Origin of the sequence: Paraburkholderia sp. BL10I2N1 (assembly GCF_004361815.1) — a bacterium.
GTDB lineage: Bacteria > Pseudomonadota > Gammaproteobacteria > Burkholderiales > Burkholderiaceae > Paraburkholderia.
This window is the reverse complement of record NZ_SNWA01000002.1, coordinates 1756516-1773351: the sequence shown is the minus strand read 5'-3', so window position 1 is coordinate 1773351 and position 16836 is coordinate 1756516. Positions and strand designations below refer to the sequence as shown.

Sequence of the window (16836 nt, the reverse complement as noted above, 5' to 3'; positions counted from 1 at the left end):
ATCATGGCCATATATCACTGGACTGGAGCCGCAGGGACGGGCGCGTTCGCGACAGCAGGCAACTGGGATCCCGCAGCTAATGCGCCGCCAGGACCCAGTGACCTTGCGATCATCGTCAACGCCGCTACGCCGATAAGCGGGACAGGTACCGCGCAAATCCTGAACTTCGGTGGCACGAACGGGGTTGAAGGGCACCTGACTGCGAGGTACGGCTGCCCGGTCAATGAAAATTTGACGTTGCTTCGGGGCGCCATCCTGACGACGCCCAAGCTTCACATCGTGGTGGATTTTAGCCCCAACCCGCCGACTACCGGCGTCGCCATGGTGACAGTCGGTGAGCACAGCCGTGTCGTGATCTCGGGATGCAACCCGCCAGACACCTACGCGATTTCGATCGCTAATATAGTCGGGAAACACGGCACGTTGGTGGTGCAGGGAGCGCATGCCGTCGTCGACGGTGGCAATCAGCCGATGTCCGTCGGACAGGACGGGACCGGCGTGCTGACGATCAAGAAAGGGGCCGTGGTAAGTGTCGGTAACGGCGACCCGATCAAATATCCTTGGGCTCTGGTCATCGGGAACCACTGGCACAAGCTAAAGCCCGGCAGCGGCACGGTCGAGGTGTCGAACGCGTCGCTGCTGGTACATGGACAGGTCATTGTCGGCCGTAATACTGTCGGAAAGCTTGACGTGCATGAGCGGGGTCTCGTCGTCGCAGAGGATGTGGCAATCGGCTGGGCGCCAGACAGTGGACAGGGCGACCAGGGCAAGGGCTCGGTGACGGTCAAAGGAAGCGACGCGCGTCTCATCGTCGATAACTCCCTGGAAGTCGGGCATATGGGAGTTGGCTCGCTTACGGTCGCGGAGCATGGCTTCGTTTCGGCGGGTATTGCAATTAACGTTAACGGAGCGCTATCGCTGGCCGACGGGCAGATCGAGACAACTGCGTTGGGCGTCTACACGGGCGCGACACTGAGCGGACACGGGACGGTGATCGCTTCCGCGGGATTCAACATCAACGACCTCGGGGCGATAACCGCTCACCAGCAACTGAACCTTATCGGTGATATCGACAATGCCGGCACGATCACGGTCGCTGCGGGCGGCGATCTGCGGTGTTTCGGTACGCTTCTTGACGATCAAGGCTCGATCGAGCTGCAGGCAAACAGCGTGGCATCGCTCGAGGCAGTAGGATCAGGTCAAACAATCACGTTCGCCGGCAACAACGCCAAGCTCGTGCTGCGAAGCCCCGGTGCTTTCGGCGGCACTATCAAGAATTTTGGGCCGACCCACTCGATCGAGCTGGAGGCCGAGGTGACCCTCCCTCCCAACTTCGCCAACGGCGTGCTCACGCTTACCGGTCCTGGCAACAACAACGTCGTCGCGCAGTTGCAGATGCAAGGTGCCATCGCCTATAACACCAACAGCTTTAATGTGGTGCCGGGCCCCCCCGCGGTGATCACGTATGTGTGACAAACGGTCAAAAACACCCACGAGGGCGCCTGGTGGCGGCTAGGGGACCGGATACTTATAAAGTGTAGGGAAGACCGTTTTTCGAAGCCGATCTAAAGACCGACCATACCCACAATATCTGCCGAAAAGCCGATCTCATGGCCGATGACGTGGGTTTGAACATTCCAGGAAGCGTCTACCCTGGCGTCCTGCAAAGGTAACAGCTTCGGCGGAGCAACAGCACCTAGTCCATTGAACCAATGAAATTGCACCGATCTAAAGGTGCATGAACAAAATGAATCTGAGTGAAGTCGAGCGGGAAGAACTGCTGTCGATGCAGCGCAGCCGAACGATGGCCGTTGGCCAGGTGAGGCGAGCGCGGCTGATCCTGCTGCTCGACGAAGGGGCCTCGCGCGGGTCGATCATGAATGAGTTGCGATGCGATTCGCGTTTCATCTCGACATGGCAAACCCGCTTCGCCAGTGAGCGTCTGGCGGGCCTGTGCGGCAGGCACCCAGGTCGTGCGCCGCGCCGGGATCTGGCGCGTCTTGAGGCGAGAGTGCTCGACTATACGCTGCGACGCAAACCGGCCGACGGCTCGACGCACTGGAGCAGCCGCAGACTGGCCGCGCAACTGGGCGTGCCTTTCATGACGGTACAACGTATCTGGCGCAAGCACGACATCCGGCCGCATCGTCTCGATACCCACATGGTGTCCAACGATCCCGACTTTGAGGCCAAGGCTGCCGATGTGATCGGCCTGTACCTGAACCCGCCGTTGCATGCGGTGGTGTTCTGCGTGGACGAGAAAACGGCCATTCAGGCGCTTGATCGCAAAGATCGCATGTTGCCGCTCTCGCCCGGGCGCGCCGAGAGTCATGGCTTCGAATACAAACGCAATGGCACCCTGAGCCTGTTTGCGGCGTTGAATGTGGCCACTGGCGAAGTGCTGGGCAAGACTGCCCCACGCCATACCAGTGCCCAGTTCGTCGCGTTCCTCACCGAGGTGGTAGCGGCACAACCAGCCGGACAGGAGATTCACGTGATCTGCGACAACGTGAGCAGCCACAAAACCGACGCCGTTGAAACCTTTCTGGCTGATCATACGAACGTCTCGATCCATTACACCCCCACGTATTCGTCATGGCTGAATCAGGTCGAGAACTGGTTTGCCCGCATCCAGCGCGACGTCATCACGCGTGGGGTATTCAACAGCACCAGAGATCTCGACAAAAAGCTCATGCGCTACATCCGCCAATACAACAAACAGGCTGCCCCATTGAAATGGAAGTATTCCGATCCAACTCGACGCATCCGGTGCAATTCATCCGGTTCAATGGACTAGTATGGGCGAGCCGGGGACCATATGGTCCGCGATTCACCAGGGTAAAGGATTCTAGCCACGGAAAATTCCCCCTCTCCTTGAAGGCGCTCGCGACCGTCCTATCGTTCGTGGAGGGGCCGCGCGGCGGGCGGCTGCAGAAGAGCAAGAACGAGGAGACTGCGATGGAGATCAAGCCGTTCAAGGATCTGGTCGAAGCGGTTGGCTCGGCGGGCGACGCGCTCGCCAAGATCACCGATGGCATCAAGCATCTTGTGGTTGCCGGGGTCGAGGGCTACGACGCGGTCAAGGAGCGGCGGGCCCAGGCGCGGCTTTTCGTCGTGAGTTCCGGAAGCGTCGACCAAGGGATCATCAATGTATCGGTGACTTCAAGAATTCGGGACTACAGCGAGAATCAAGAGCGGCGCAGCGACGAGCGCAGCCGCGACTGGGCGCAAGTGCTGGAGAATGTCGAACGGCGCTATGCAACGTATCGGCTCTGATGTGCTGGCGAACGAGCGCAGCGTGCGGGTGCGGCGGAAAGGTCGGCGCGCTCATCCACGCATGATCGACCCCGATAAAGGGGCGATCAGTGTCGCCATGCCGCGCAGGCCATAAGCGCGGAAGTGGCTGCCGCGGTTCGCGCGCTGAAGTGTGGCAATGACGGACATGATGACGACCTCAGGCGGACTGAGCTTCGCTCAGGGTCGGATAGTCGGTGTAACCCGCAGCCGTACCACCGAAGAAGCCATTGCGATTGGCCTCGTTCATCGGCGCGTTGGTCTTCAGCCGCTCGACAAAATCCGGGCTCGCAAGAACCATCTGGCCGTAAGCTTCCAGGTCGGCCACGCCCGAGCCAACGTCCGCTCCGACCTGCTCGCGCGGGCGGCCTGGCCGGTTCACGATCAGCGTGCCGGTCCAAAGCTTGCGAATATCGGCGAGCAGCGACTCGTTCCCCTGGTCCATGATGTGCAGATAGGCCAGCCCCAGCTTGTCGAGTTTGGCGACCAGGTAGCGATACAGGTCCGGCCCTTCGGCGCCTTCGTCAATGCCCCACAGCGTCGTGCCGGGCGACAGGCGGATTGCTGTCCTGTCGGCGCCGATTTCCTCGGCGATCGCGGCGGCGGTTTCGATGGCGAAGCGCGCACGATTCTCGATGGTGCCGCCATACTCATCGGTGCGCGTGTTGGCGCTCGGCGCGAAGAACTGCTGGATCAGGTAGGCGTTCGCGCCGTGAATTTCGATGCCGTCAGCACCGGCCTCGATCGCACGGCGGGCGGCGTCGCGAAAATCCTGGACGGTCCGGCGCACTTCCTCGGCACTCAGGGCGCGCGGCACGGGGATGTCCAGCATCCCATTGGCCGTGAACATCTGCGTGCCCGGCGCGATGGCCGAAGGCGCGACGCCCTGGCGGTGGTGCGGCGTGTTGTCCGGATGGGACATGCGCCCGGCGTGCATCAGCTGGATGAAGAGGTGACCGCCCTTTGCATGCACAGCGTCAGTGGTCTTCTTCCAGGCAGCGACATGCGCATCGGTGTAGATGCCCGGCGTGGTCAGGTAGCCCTGGCCATCGGCCGATGGCTGCGTGCCCTCTGTGACGATCAAGCCGACGCTGGCGCGTTGGGCGTAATACTCTGCGGCCAGTTCGCCCGGTGCGCCATCGAACTGGGCGCGCGACCGGGTCATCGGCGCCATCACCAGGCGATTTTGCAGGGTGTAACGACCGACGCGTACTGGATCGAATAGTTTGCTCATGATGCAATCCTCGAATGTGGTAAATGGAAGAAACAGTGGCTCGCTCGTTTGCACTGCCGCGCCCTGAACACCTGTCCGCGCCACTAACGCTTCGGACGCAGACATGAACCTCCGGATGTGCCGGTCGGTCAGCCCTGCCGACTGCAGGATGGCTTGGCCCTTGCTGTTGAACATTGCGCCGCTATGGCTCTCGATGTCGGGCGAGAGAAGCAAGGATGTGATGCGCTCCGCGTAGGCGTCGGCCGTCGGCGTAAGCAGCCCGATCAACGTCTCCATCACGCGCGATTTCAGCGAGCCCTTGCCAAGGAAGTTGTCGCGGATGTCGGTCTTGACGAGGCCCGGATTCAGCCCGAAAAACGTCGCATTCGGATACCGCTTTGCTGCGTCAAGCACGAGCATTTCGTTGCCGGCAACGGTATTCATGTGGGCCGCCATTGCCTTGTAGGACTTCTCGGCATTGAGGTCGTCCGGTGTGCCGATCTGGCCACTACCCGGATAACCCATGAGGAACACTCGCGGCTTCATGGACGACGTGGACCTCTGCGTACCCAGTCTCGGCGCGACGCTACGCAGGATGACCAGCCGGTTCAGGTAGCTGACGGCCAGGTCGCGCTCGATGCCTTCCGCGGTTTCCTGGCGCTGCGGCGCGGCGAAGATGCCAGTGGTGAAAATCACCATGTCCAGCGTTTCCGCCGACAGTTCCGCTGCTACGCGCTTAGCTTCCGTCATCGAGCTCAGATCCACCTGGATGAACTTGAGCCCGGATACACCTGCATCGCGGAAGGTCTGTCCCACGACGATGACATCCGCGCCGAGCGACGCGAGGCGGCGGCTGAGGGCGCGCCCGATACCGCCGGTGCCGCCGATCACGGCGACCTGTTTGCCATTGACATCCAGAGCCACTGTGTCACGACGTTGCCAATCCCAAGTCTTGTCCCGCTTCATGATGAGTTTCCCGGTGTTCAATGAGGTAATTGTCGACTGTTTCTCATGCGGGATAAATATGGTAATTTGGAAAACTTTGATCCGTTTATGGAGCAATGAGTATGGAACTGCTGAACGACATGGCTTTGTTCGTCGAAGTCGTCAAGGCAAAGGGCTTTCGCCATGCTGCGGTGGCAATGGGAATGCCGAACTCGACGCTATCGCGACGGATCAGCACGCTAGAGCAGGCGATCGGCCTGCGCCTGCTTCACCGCACGACGCGCAAGATCGAACTGACCGAGGCCGGCCAGATTTATTTCGAGCGGTGCAAGCGCATCGTCGATGAAGCCCGGCTTGCACACGAACAACTCGGAGAGATGCTCGCTCAGCCCAGCGGCGTATTACGCGCCTCACTGCCGGTGGATTTCGCAGTGACCTATCTGACGCCGTTGATTGTTGAGTTCGCGAGGCTATATCCTGGCATCACATTCGATTTCGACCTCACCCCGCGCCGGGTCGATCTCGTCAGCGAACCCTACGATGTCGCAATCCGCATGGGGGAGTCCGAAGACTCTCAACTGATCGCGCGCACGCTCGCCTTACTTACCCCTCACCTCTACGCGGCACCCGGCTATCTTGAACAGTCGGGTGAGCCGGGCGAGCCGGCCGATCTGGAACAGCACGAGTGCCTGAGTATCCTGAAGGCCGGTTCGTGGACTTTGCATGACGGAAAGCGAACTGAGACGATATCGGTAGGCGGGCGATTTGCGCTCAACAGCGTCGGCATGATCCGTCGACTGGCAACGCACAATATGGGTATCGTCTTGATGCCGGACGAAATCGTCGCCGACGAGGTTGCAGAAGGGAAGTTGCGCCGGATCATGCCCAGCTGGCACGGCAGGCCGACGCCTGTCCATGCCATCACCGAAACCCGTCTGCTGCCAGCGAAGACCCAGCGTTTCATCGACTTTCTTCGGGAACGGTTAGCGCGGTAGCTCAGCTCGATGGGTGATCAGCCAAGGCCAGAAAGACATTTACATCCTCCTTTTCCCGACCTAGTTTGAGAACTCGGGCGTGCGAAAGGGGCAGCGGCATGCGCAAGGCATTGATAGCGGTATTGTTTGTCACAGTGAACGGCGCGCTGTCAGCGTGCGTCGGCCGCCTTTCGCCCAGCGCGGACGTCATGCGAGCGGCCGACTATGGCCCCTACCCGAGCGACTACAAGACAATCATCGATAAATATCACGAGGCACGGTTCAAGGACCCAGCGAGCGTACAGGTGCAGTACCTGAGCACGCCGCAGAAGGCGTGGGGCGGGTTGAGCTTCTACCCGTACTTCGGTTATGTGGTGTGCCTGACCGTGACTGCCAGGAACAGCCTGGGCGGCCTTACAGAGAGCCATTTGACTGGTGTGTTTATCAGAGATGGGCAGGTGGTACAGTACCGGTCTGCAAATCCTTCGATCGAGGGCACGGACGTGGGCGTGCGCGACATGTGCAAAAACGTGCTCGGCAAGTTCGATACCCCCGCTGGATCGAATTGATGGGACGAGTCAACTTCACGCCAACGTGGCGTGCCATGGCGCGGATGCTCGCGCATACCCCGTGCACAGTAGCACTCACAGTTTTCCTTGTCAGCGAATGAGCCTGCCGATTGGCTCTCTCAAATGGACGATTTGATGGCCGTTGTCAGACCACAAGGGGTTCCCTGAGGCGATGCGCGCCGGTTGCAGGCAGCGGACACTCCCTACCCCGCATTGGGTGTCTCTCTCCAATGACGGACAAGCGCGAATTCGCAAGACTGAAGGGGTGTGGCGGCGGTGCGTCTCATGTGATCACGCTCGGGTTCGACAGATGTCCGGCTCGCCCTTTCGCCGCCGTGACCGGAGACCGCAATGAGAACGTTCATCAAATTGCTGATCGGCGCCTGCGTCGTGACAGGCGCCGGAACCGTCGGGCCCACCGCGGTGCGTGCGTATGCCGCTGATGCCGCCGAGGCCATGGATAGCCCCGCTGGCGCAAACGGCGTCGACCCGCACGACAATCACCACAAGATGTCGGGCACCATGCGTTCGACAGTCCGCTACACGTTACCGCCCGTTTCGTTGATCCGGGACGACGGCGAGACGGTCTCGCTGATCAATGAGCTGAACGACGGCCGTCCCGTCGTCCTGACCTTCATCTACACCACGTGCACGGGCATCTGCCCGATGGTCAGCCAGACGTTCGAGCAATTTCAAGGCCTGCTGGGCGGCGATCGGGACAAGGTCCACCTGGTGTCGATCTCGATCGATCCCGAGGAGGACACGCCTGCGCGACTCAGGGCGTACGCGACCCGGTTCAGCGCCGGTCCGGAGTGGCAGTACTACACCGGGACGGTGGCCACGAGCATCGCGACCCAGAAGGCCTTCAACGTCTACCGGGGCGACAAGATGAATCACACGCCGGTCGCATTCGTCCGCGCTGCGCCGGGCAAGCCATGGCTGCGCATTGATGGCTTCGCGACGCCGGACGAGCTGTTGAATGCATACCACGAGCTGGTCGCCTCCAACTAGCCGCTTGTTCCGGCGGGTTCGCCGAAGTCGAGCACGGGCCGCGGCGTGTTGCTCCCGTTGGCCTCGTGATGTTTCCTGGCGCGGGAACGGATCAGGCCCATATCAATGGTTTTGAGAACGAGGCTCGTCAGATGGGTGTTTCCTGACGGCACCCCGAATAGCGCGCAGGATACGCGCATCCCACCCCATCCAATGGGACAGATCCAGGAGAACCAGGATGAAATCAACTCTCGCCCACCAAGCCCTCGTTGCCGCAGCCCTCGCCGGTCTCGGCGTCGCAGGAATGAGTCTCGCGCACGCCGAGGACATGGTGCAGTGCTACGGCATCGCGAAGGCCGGTCAGAACGATTGCGGGAGCAAGACCGGCGTGCATGGCTGCGCCGGCGAAGCGAAGGTTGACAATGACAAAGGCGATTTCAAGATCGTGCCGAAGGGTACGTGCGTGAAGCTCGGCGGTACGGTCGGCACCTAGGAATCCCATGAGCCTCGATCCTTTTCCTGCCGCCCTGCCCTCCGAAGGGCAGGGTCTCGCGTCACTCCTCCGCGCAATCATTGCACGCATCCAACGCGACCTTCGCGAGACCCGGAAGGTAGTGGGAGTCCTGGTTGGCGAGCGCTTGTACCGCAGTGACAAGAGCAAGCATTTGCACGACGCTCTGGGAGCATGCGGCCATTTCCTTGTCGCCGGTTGCCAGAAGGTCGAGGCAATGGGTCACACAGACTTGCCCCTTCGAGACGCACGTCCCCGCCGCATCAGCTAGCGCCTTATAGTGTCCAGCATGATGCATGTGTGGGCTCTCCTGGGCTGAGGCCCGCTGCGCAACCGCTAATCACAGCGGCCGATTTTCGGGCGCTTCGTTGCAGCGTCTTGACCACACCCATGCAAGCCCGTGGCAAAGTATCCGGGGCCGATCCGGCGACGGTTTGCGCCGCTGGGTTCACCGATGCGATCATCGCGCCTGAGCGCCCGGTTCACGCTGACGAACTTCGTCAACGATGCGTTCGATACCGAGATCGACTTCCCCGTCGTAGACGCCTTCCAGGAGACTCGCCATGCCCCGCACCATCGCCGAAAAACGCGCTGCCTTTCGTGAGCTGCACGCTTCCGGATGCTTCGTGCTGCCCAACCCTTGGGATATCGGTAGCGCTCGTTATCTGCAGAATCTGGGCTTCAAGGCACTGGCCACGACCAGTTCCGGATTCGCCTGGTCCGTCGGACACGCCGACAATACGTTGCCCCGCGAAGCGATCCTCTCGCATCTGCGGTCCATAGTCGAAGCAACTGACCTGCCCGTCAACGCGGATTTCGAGAACGGCTTCGGGACCGATCCAGACGGCGTCGCGGAAAGCGTCAGACTGGCCGTCGATACCGGCGTCGCCGGCCTGTCGATCGAAGATTCGACTGGCGACTCCGATAACCCGCTCTTCACCATCGACGTCGCCGTGGAGCGGATCAGGGCCGCACGCCGCGCCATCGACGAGGCAGGCGGCGATACGTTGCTGATCGGGCGCGCGGAGAACTTCTTCGCCGGCGTGCCGGATCTCGACGACACGATCGCACGTCTGAAGGCGTACGCCGCAGCCGGTGCGGATTGCCTCTACGCACCGGGTATCGACACGCGCGAGCAGATCGAGGCAGTCGTCGCCGCAGTGGCGCCGAAGCCCGTGAATCTGCTGATCGGCTCTACCTCCGGCCTCACGCGGCAGGACGTGGCCGCGCTCGGCGTGCGGCGCATCAGCGTCGGCGGTGCACTTGCGCGCGCCGCGTGGGGCGGATTCATGCGCGCTGCAGAGGCACTGGCAGACGGCCGCTTCGATGGCTTTTCCGGGGCGGCATCCGGCGCACAACTCAATGACCTTTTCCGGCATCGCGTGTGAAGTCTGCCGGCCAGGCGGCTCGTGTTCCCCTCACATGGAGATCACCGGAAAATTATCGTGCCGGAACTGTCGGTTTCGGTGTTCAGGGTCGCCAACACCGGGTGCTCCGCGCCGCGGGCGGTCATACCGCAGAGCAGGCCTCACATCCGGCTGGAATAAACGCTCGCGACTGACGGTCTTGCACGGTGAGACGAGACAAAATCGGGAGGTCCAAAATGAACGTGATCGAGTTGGCTCGCGAATCGGGCATGGCGGTCATCCTTGACGGCAGAATTGGTCGTGAGGAATACCAGAGCGTTTGCTGCTCACTATCAGCGCTCCAGCGATTTGCGGATGCCCTGTGTGCTGCGACGGTAAAGGAATATTTCTGCCCTGTCAGCCCGCATACGGTTGGCGTCGTCGTGGCTAAACAGGCTATTGCGCAACCGGCATCCAGTCGGAATTGAGATGCAGCCGATTCTGCGGCGTTTGCAGGGTGGATCCGGCCTCGTGTTGCTGTTCTATATTTCGCTGCACCTCTTCAATCACGCGCTCGCAATCTGGTCGCTGGATCTTGCCGAGCGCGGTCTCACGTTGGCGATGCAACTGTGGCACAGTGCGCCCGGCAAAGAAGGAATCGTGCCTACCGGCGCGAAGGCTGCGGCACCGGGGCGGCAGAGAAAGTGTGCGACTGGATGGAGCGACTTTGCGAGGTAGCCGACTATGCGCGATGCATCCGTAGCCGACTATGCGCGATGCATCCGCGGTCGGCTTCCGTCTATCCCCAGGGCTGCGCCGCGCGAAACGGCTTTTTGTAGATGGGACTTCAACTCGTTAGCAGGTGCCAGGCGCGTCGACTGCGTTGAGGATCCGCCCAAAGAGTTCGTCAGCGGCGGCCGGATTCAACCAGCGAACGATAACCGTCATCCGGCGATCCGGCTCTATCCAGGTAAAGGAACTGCCAGCACCGACGCCGAAATAACTCGACGCGGGCACACTCGGGAAAATCTTGCGGTCAGTATTGAGCCACACGAGATAGCCGTAGAACGGCGCGAGCGCGCACGGCGTACGCATGCGCGCGATCCACTCACTGGAGAGAATCCGCCGCCCGTCGACGACGCCCTCGTTCAGCAGCATCTGCGCCACCTTGAGCTGATCATTCGCGCTGACCGACATGCCGCCGCCCCAGTGCGTGCCGCCCGGAACAGACTGCATGCGTCGCCCGTCGATCTCGACCCATGCGTTGTCATAGCCGACCCATTGCCAGTTTTCGCTCGCCCCGGCAGGGCGCATGATCGCTTCGCGGAACACCTCAGGCAGCGGTTGCCGGAACAGGTGCAGCAGCGCCAGCGAAAACTGGTTGATACGTACATCGTTGTATTCCCAGTACGTGCCGGGGCGTTGCAACGGACGCAGGTCGCCCTTTTTGCCATCCGGCGGCGCGGCGAAGTTGACGGCCCGATAGTGGTCGGCCTGATCCGACAGGCCGAAATAGGTGCCTTGCCATTCGCTCGTCTGTTGAAGCAGTTGCGCCCATGTCACGTCGGCGTTGTGTTTGTCGTCGAAGCCCGTGCCGGGCACCCGGACGTGCACCGGTTCGTCGACATCCGGCAGCAGCCCGCGATCGTGGGCGACGCCGGCGAGCAATGCGAGGTACATCTTGGCGACGCTGAAGGTCAGATCGGCACGGTCGGGTTCGCCCCATGAGGTCAGCACGCGGCCGTCGATCGCGATCGTGCCGGATGCGGGACCGCGGTCATGTACCGGTCCGAGCAGCCGGTTCCAGGGTGGCGGGTCATTCACATGCACACCCCACGCGCCATCGACGTGGCGATCCCAAAGCGACTCATGATCCACCGCGAACTGCACTGCCTGTTGCAAATCGTCTTGCATAGATAAAGTCCTGTCGGTTCGACGAGTTCATCCGCCCTAGCGCGCATTCAGGCGCGCACGTGCCCATACCAGAGTGAAAAGGCTGATGACGGCCGCGAGCATCAGATAGAGGCCGGGCGCGAGGTTGTTGCCGGTTGCCGCGATCAGAGCGGCCACTGCCAGCGGCGTGAAGCCGCCGAACACGGTGGTGCCGATGTTGTAGCCGAGCGCCATGCCGGTCGTGCGCGTGCGGGTCGGGAAGAGTTCCGACATCAGTGCGGGGATAGGCGCGAAGTACGTAGCCTTCAATATGGCGACCCAAACGACCGCGGCAAGCAGCGTCGCAAGCGACGGGTGCGCGTTCATGAGCATGAACGCCGGATAGACTGTCGCGAAGAACAGGATGCCGGCGCCCAGCATGATGCGGGTGCGGCCGACCTTGTCGGACCAGTGGCCTACGATGGGCGTCAGTACCATCATGATGAAACCGGCCAGCAGCGTTGCAATGAAGCCGGACGACGGCGCGAGACCGAGTTGCCGCGACGCATACGTCGGCATGTACAGGAGCATGTAGTTGGCCGTAGTCGTGAGCACGAGCGAGCCGATCGACACGAGTACGCGCTCCTTCTGCGTTGCGAGCAACTCCCGCACCGGCGATGCGGACTTCTCCGCACGCTCGAACTCCGGTGATTCGTCGATGCGGCGGCGGATATACAAGCCAACCGGCCCGATCAGCATGCCGAACAGAAAAGGAATGCGCCATCCCCAGCCTTCGAGCTGAGGTTGCGTCAGCACACCGGTCAGCACCGCGCCGAACGCGGAAGCGAGCAGCGTACTCGCACCCTGGCTCGAGAACTGCCAGCTTGCCATGAAGCCTTTACGTGCCGGTGCATGCTCGATCAGAAACGCCGTGGAACTGCCGAACTCGCCACCGGCCGAGAAGCCCTGCAACAGGCGCGAAGCGAAAATACCGATTGGCGCAAGCAGGCCGATCGTTGCATAGGAGGGCATCAACGCGACCATGCCTGTGCCGAGCGTCATCATCGCAATGGACAGCGTGAGCGACGCTTTGCGGCCCTTGCGGTCGCTAAACGAGCCGAGTGCCAGCGCGCCGAGCGGACGCGCCAGATAAGACAACGCGAACGTGCCGAGTGTCAGCAGAAGCGATACGGTCCTGTCATCGACCGGAAAGAATATCCGCGACAGCGTGGTGGCGAAGTAGCCGTACACGATCAGGTCGTAGAACTCGAGCGCGTTGCCGATGGAAGTCGCGAGGATCAGACGAGATACGCTGGCGTGCGACACGGGCTTGGCGACCGTACCAGCCGCGGCGGCGGAATCAATGCTCATGACGGTGTCCTTTGGCGACGGTTCGTGGAAGTCGTGATGCGCTGTTGTCGCCGTGGCCATAAGTAAGCATGGTCGGCAGCGCGTCGCCCTTGTGTCGGCGCGCGATCAGAAATGGCCCAGCGCCCGCCGCGGGATTGTCGACGGTGCGGCGCTGGAGGGTCTTCGAGAAAACGGCCGGAATCGAACTGATCCGTCGCGTATTGAATAGCCGTGTCACGTGTCAACGTTGGTCTCCGGTGTAGCGCGGCGCGCGCGCGAGCGCTTGATGCGAAGCGATGACGCGATCTTGGCGCGGACGATATTTGTGGACAATTACAATATTTGGCAGATATCGTTGCCGAAACGGCAAAGCGAAACAGCCTGACCGATATGGACAACACTGCACTGCGTTATTTTCTGGAAGTGGCACGCAGCGGCTCGCTGAGCAAGGCATCGGAGCGCTTGTACGTTGCCGTGTCAGCGCTGAGCAGGCAGATTGCGAAGCTGGAGGAGGAAGTCGGCGCGGCGCTTTTCGAAAGGCGGCCGCGCGGGATGGTATTGAGCGATGCAGGGCGTTTGCTGGCCGAGCATGCGCGGCGCAGTCTGCTGGACACGGAGCGGGTGACCGAGGAGATTCGCGGGCTGAGTAACGGTGGCCGCGCGACGATTCGCGTGGCGAGTTCGGAGGGTGTTGCCGCTCATTTTCTGCCACAGGTTTTCGCGCGCTTTCTGAAGACGCACCCGGCTACGCATTTCCAGCTCGACGTGTCCGCGCCGTCAGTTGCGACGCAGCGCGTCCGCGAGGGCACTGCCGATATCGCCGTATGTTTCAGCATTGCACCCGAGAAGGACATCAATGTGCTGTACTCGCAGCGCGCGCCGATCTTTGCACTGGTCAGGCGCGATCATCCGCTCGCGGCGCGCGAGTCCGTCTCGCTCGCGGACCTGATGCCGTGGCCGCTTGCGATCGACCATCAGGGCGTGACGATCCGCCAGCTATTCGACATTTCGTGCAGTCTTGAAGGTCTGGTGTTCGAGCCGGTGTTCGTCAGCAACTATCATGCGGCTCTGCAAAGCTTCGTCTTGCAAACCGATGCCGTCACGCTGACAGGATTCCTGACCGTGCGCAGCCGGCTGGATGTGGATGGGCTCGCGGCTGTGCCGATCAGCAATCCCGAGTTGCACCAGCGCACGCTCCAGATCCAGACGATGGCCGGCCGCACACTGCCGCAAGCGGTGCAGGCGTTCCTCGAATTGCTGACGGGCGCGATCGATAACCCCGCCCTTCTCGACTGAAGCGGCGTGAACCTGTACCCGGCGCGCGACAATGACCGAGCGTCCCCGTCATGCTTTAGCCATGAAGAGCAGGACCTTGCCTTACCTGCCGGCGCTCGATGCTCTGAGCGGCGCGCGGCTCGTCGCCCGCGCGCCTTCGGCCTGGCTTATTGGGCTGCCGTGAGCTTCAATCCTGGCCGCAACGGCGGCGAGATCTCATGCTGCCCCTTGCGGTCGTCGGACACCTGCTCGATGCCTTTCTTCAAAACTTCTTCGCAGAAGGCTATGCGTGTGCGGTAGTAGTCCGCATGCATTTGAGCGTCGAGGACACGCTGCTCGGCCTGAAATAATTCCATGCGTAGTTCGCCCAGCGCGCGTTCAGCATGTTTTTCGGGAGCAGGGGCGTGATGTGATGCCCAGTGGGTCAACCATCGCAGCATGATGAAGCCCTCCAGATTGCTGATGCTCTTGTGCTATGTCGAAAGACGCCAGCGTTGTCGTACAACGCTCCGGTTCGATCGCGCACAAAGCTAGGCTATCAAAAATATCGGCAGCATCTGTGTGACTTTCCGTACGTGTTGCGAAAACGACGCATGCATATGCTCTTGAACGCGTGACGTGACTGCAGATCGGGAAATACCGGATTGCCTGTTAGCGATGCACACTGGTCAGCGGAGCGCGCTATTTTGACGGCGCAAGGCGCCGATTTAAACTGATTGGCCTTACCGGGGTAGCCGTTCGCTCCGGTAAGCTGTCGCGCTCACGAAGGTCCCCGACATCGCGGCCACCTATCCATGTTCGAGCACATCGTAAGCGAAATCGTCATATGAATCGCAGAGAGGCAGTGCTTGCGTGCTCGCTGGGTGCGCTGCTGTGCCCGACGGGGTTCGCGCGTGCGACGGCGCGCCCGCCCCGCGTGGTCTTTCTCAATCCGGGAGAGGCGAAGGAGCGTGGCACGGGCCAGCATTGGCAACTCGTGTCGCAGTTCATGACGATCGCAGCGAAGACTTTCGATATGCAACTCGAAGTGCTGTACGCCGAGCGTGATCATTTGCTGATGATGCGCCAGGCCGATGAGGTCGCACGTCGAATCGATGCGCCGGACTACATGGTGATCGTCAATGAAAAGATGGCCGCGCTGCAGATGCTCCGCTCGCTTGCGCACTCGCCGGCAAAGGTCATGGTCATCCATAATGACCCCACGGCGCGGCAGCGTCGGGAGGCGGGCAATGAGCGGCAGCAGATACCAAACTGGATCGGAACGGTCACGTCCAACGCGACGCGTGGCGCTTACCGTTTGATGGAATATCTCTGTCAACGTCCTGGCGGCGATGGCCCCAGGGTGATCGGCATTACAGGCGACGCCAACACGCCTGTTTCACTGGAACGTGCCGCCGGCGTCGATGCTTACCTGTCCCGCGTGCCGGATGCACGAACCTGCCAGCTGGTATTCAGCGATTGGAGCTATGCGGACAGCGAGGAGAAGACGCGTGTGCTGCTTGCCCGCTATCCCGATGCGAATCTGCTATGGGCTGCGGACGATTCAATGACGCTGGGTGCGCTGAGCGCCGTCAATGAGCGCGGCGCCCGGGTGCTGGTTGGCGGAGTGGGCGCGCTGCAAGGCGCGCTCGACTGCGACGCTGTATGTTACAACGCTATTTCTGCTTAACCGGATGGTGCGCAAGCCGATCAATCGTCTGGAAGAGATGGTCGATAGGATCGCAGGCGGCAATCTCGATGCGCGATGCGCTGTTGAATCGGATGACGAGATCGGCCGGCTTGCTGCGCGCGTGAACGCGATGGCGAGCCACCTTCGCGAGTCGACGATGCGCCTCACCGAAAGCGAGAGACTGTATCGCAGCATCGTCGAGAACGCGCTTGAGGGCATTTTTCGGCTCGACCGGAGCGGAAGAAGCGCTCGGCAAGGCCGACAGCATGCGCGAACTGGTCGAGAAAACGATGTGGGTAGTACGCAATGTCGTGAATTACCTGCGTCCGGCGGCACTCAACTTCGGCATCCTGTCGGCTCTCGAATGACTCGCAGAGGACTTCAACCGGCGCCATAGCATCCGCTGCCAGGTCGTGACCGACGGGGAGGAACCGGCGTTGCCGGACTCGCAGGCGACGGCGGTTTTCCGGATTGCCCAAGAATCACTGACCAACGTGGCGCGGCACTCGGGCGCGTCACATGTGATGCTCACCCTCAGTGCAAGCGATGCATCTTTCGACCTTCAGATCAGGGACGACGGCTGTGGCTTCCACATCAATGCAGCATCGGCGAAGCGACGACACTCCTACGGTCTGCTCGGCATGACTGAACGCGCACGGCTGATCGGCGCCGAGCTTTCGATCGAGAGCTCACCCGGAACAGGTACGGCCGTATCGCTTCACATTCCGCTGCTGGACGTCGTACGCTAACCAGCCGCCTCGACCTGCGACGCGCCCTCCGCCGTTGCGTCGACATTTGACGTGAACGTCATGGCCGGAACGACACATC

17 protein-coding genes and 4 pseudogenes are annotated in these 16836 nt (G+C 61.5%); 13 read left to right on the top strand and 8 right to left on the bottom strand.

Translation table 11 applies throughout. The features are described from left to right. Nucleotides 1-237: 237 nt before the first annotated feature. The 3 genes from B0G77_RS30035 to B0G77_RS43520 all read left to right on the top strand — a co-directional run bounded on the left by B0G77_RS30035 (nt 238) and on the right by B0G77_RS43520 (nt 3276). Entirely contained in the window at nt 238-1473 is a 1236-nt protein-coding gene (locus tag B0G77_RS30035) for a hypothetical protein (protein WP_166656306.1), read from the top strand. Between the two features lie 265 nt (nt 1474-1738). After that, a complete protein-coding gene (locus B0G77_RS30030) occupies nt 1739-2797 on the top strand; it encodes an IS630 family transposase (RefSeq protein WP_133665520.1) in 1059 nt (352 codons plus the stop codon). Between the two features lie 77 nt (nt 2798-2874). Further along, nucleotides 2875-3276: a hypothetical protein gene (locus B0G77_RS43520; RefSeq protein WP_166656241.1), complete on the top strand. Its 402-nt coding sequence runs from the start codon at nt 2875-2877 to the stop codon at nt 3274-3276. 19 nt (nt 3277-3295) lie between these two features. On the opposite strand, the pseudogene B0G77_RS44730 reads toward B0G77_RS43520, so the two are convergent. The 3 genes and pseudogenes from B0G77_RS44730 to B0G77_RS30010 form a co-directional block, all read right to left on the bottom strand. Continuing rightward, nucleotides 3296-3444: pseudogene (locus tag B0G77_RS44730) on the bottom strand (pirin family protein); the annotation flags it as partial. 10 nt (nt 3445-3454) lie between these two features. Next, nucleotides 3455-4528: an alkene reductase gene (locus B0G77_RS30015; protein ID WP_133666940.1), complete on the bottom strand. Its 1074-nt coding sequence runs from the start codon at nt 4526-4528 to the stop codon at nt 3455-3457. Between the two features lie 66 nt (nt 4529-4594). Continuing rightward, a pseudogene (locus B0G77_RS30010) lies at nt 4595-5473 on the bottom strand (SDR family NAD(P)-dependent oxidoreductase); the annotation flags it as partial. 101 nt (nt 5474-5574) lie between these two features. Between B0G77_RS30010 and B0G77_RS30005 the strand changes: the two are divergent. The 4 genes from B0G77_RS30005 to B0G77_RS29990 all read left to right on the top strand — a co-directional run bounded on the left by B0G77_RS30005 (nt 5575) and on the right by B0G77_RS29990 (nt 8478). Further along, entirely contained in the window at nt 5575-6447 is an 873-nt protein-coding gene (locus tag B0G77_RS30005) for a LysR family transcriptional regulator (RefSeq protein WP_133665518.1), read from the top strand. Nucleotides 6448-6545: 98 nt separating this feature from the next. Next, nucleotides 6546-6995, top strand: coding sequence for a hypothetical protein (locus tag B0G77_RS30000; RefSeq protein ID WP_133665517.1), 450 nt, complete (start codon nt 6546-6548; stop codon nt 6993-6995). Nucleotides 6996-7346: 351 nt separating this feature from the next. Further along, the gene (locus B0G77_RS29995; RefSeq protein WP_133665516.1) at nt 7347-8006 is read left to right on the top strand and encodes an SCO family protein; all 660 of its coding nucleotides are present in this window, start codon (nt 7347-7349) and stop codon (nt 8004-8006) included. A 217-nt stretch (nt 8007-8223) separates the two neighbouring features. After that, a complete protein-coding gene (locus B0G77_RS29990; RefSeq protein ID WP_133665515.1) occupies nt 8224-8478 on the top strand; it encodes a DUF2282 domain-containing protein in 255 nt (84 codons plus the stop codon). Nucleotides 8479-8539: 61 nt separating this feature from the next. Here B0G77_RS29990 and B0G77_RS29985 read toward each other — a convergent pair whose 3' ends face one another. After that, nucleotides 8540-8794: a hypothetical protein gene (locus B0G77_RS29985; protein WP_133665514.1), complete on the bottom strand. Its 255-nt coding sequence runs from the start codon at nt 8792-8794 to the stop codon at nt 8540-8542. Nucleotides 8795-9059: 265 nt separating this feature from the next. Between B0G77_RS29985 and B0G77_RS29980 the strand changes: the two genes are divergently transcribed. The 3 genes from B0G77_RS29980 to B0G77_RS29970 all read left to right on the top strand — a co-directional run bounded on the left by B0G77_RS29980 (nt 9060) and on the right by B0G77_RS29970 (nt 10580). Then, a complete protein-coding gene (locus tag B0G77_RS29980; protein ID WP_133665513.1) occupies nt 9060-9884 on the top strand; it encodes an isocitrate lyase/phosphoenolpyruvate mutase family protein in 825 nt (274 codons plus the stop codon). Between the two features lie 215 nt (nt 9885-10099). After that, entirely contained in the window at nt 10100-10330 is a 231-nt protein-coding gene (locus B0G77_RS29975) for a hypothetical protein (protein WP_133665512.1), read from the top strand. Nucleotide 10331: 1 nt separating this feature from the next. Then, the gene (locus B0G77_RS29970) at nt 10332-10580 is read left to right on the top strand and encodes a hypothetical protein (protein WP_133665511.1); all 249 of its coding nucleotides are present in this window, start codon (nt 10332-10334) and stop codon (nt 10578-10580) included. A 117-nt stretch (nt 10581-10697) separates the two neighbouring features. On the opposite strand, the gene B0G77_RS29965 is transcribed toward B0G77_RS29970, so the two are convergent. The 3 genes and pseudogenes from B0G77_RS29965 to B0G77_RS44725 form a co-directional block, all read right to left on the bottom strand. After that, entirely contained in the window at nt 10698-11756 is a 1059-nt protein-coding gene (locus B0G77_RS29965; protein WP_133665510.1) for a serine hydrolase domain-containing protein, read from the bottom strand. A 36-nt stretch (nt 11757-11792) separates the two neighbouring features. After that, complete coding sequence (locus B0G77_RS29960) at nt 11793-13085, bottom strand: MFS transporter (protein WP_133665509.1); 1293 nt, start codon at nt 13083-13085, stop codon at nt 11793-11795. A 46-nt stretch (nt 13086-13131) separates the two neighbouring features. Beyond that, nucleotides 13132-13291: pseudogene (locus tag B0G77_RS44725) on the bottom strand (M20 peptidase family dipeptidase); the annotation flags it as partial. 163 nt (nt 13292-13454) lie between these two features. Here B0G77_RS44725 and B0G77_RS29950 point away from each other — a divergent pair. Further along, nucleotides 13455-14360, top strand: a complete 906-nt coding sequence (locus B0G77_RS29950) for a LysR family transcriptional regulator (RefSeq protein WP_133666939.1) — start codon at nt 13455-13457, stop codon at nt 14358-14360. 146 nt (nt 14361-14506) lie between these two features. Here the strand turns inward: B0G77_RS29950 and B0G77_RS29945 are convergent, their stop codons facing one another. After that, nucleotides 14507-14779: a hypothetical protein gene (locus B0G77_RS29945; protein ID WP_133665508.1), complete on the bottom strand. Its 273-nt coding sequence runs from the start codon at nt 14777-14779 to the stop codon at nt 14507-14509. Nucleotides 14780-15165: 386 nt separating this feature from the next. On the opposite strand from B0G77_RS29945, the gene B0G77_RS29940 reads away from it, so the two are divergent. Further along, on the top strand, nt 15166-16008 hold the full coding sequence (locus tag B0G77_RS29940; RefSeq protein ID WP_133665507.1) for an ABC transporter substrate-binding protein: 843 nt from the start codon (nt 15166-15168) through the stop codon (nt 16006-16008). Next, nucleotides 16001-16757 (top strand): annotated as a pseudogene (locus B0G77_RS43915) (HAMP domain-containing protein); the annotation flags it as partial. The gene B0G77_RS29940 and the pseudogene B0G77_RS43915, both read left to right, overlap by 8 nt. Between the last annotated feature and the right edge of the window lie 79 nt (nt 16758-16836).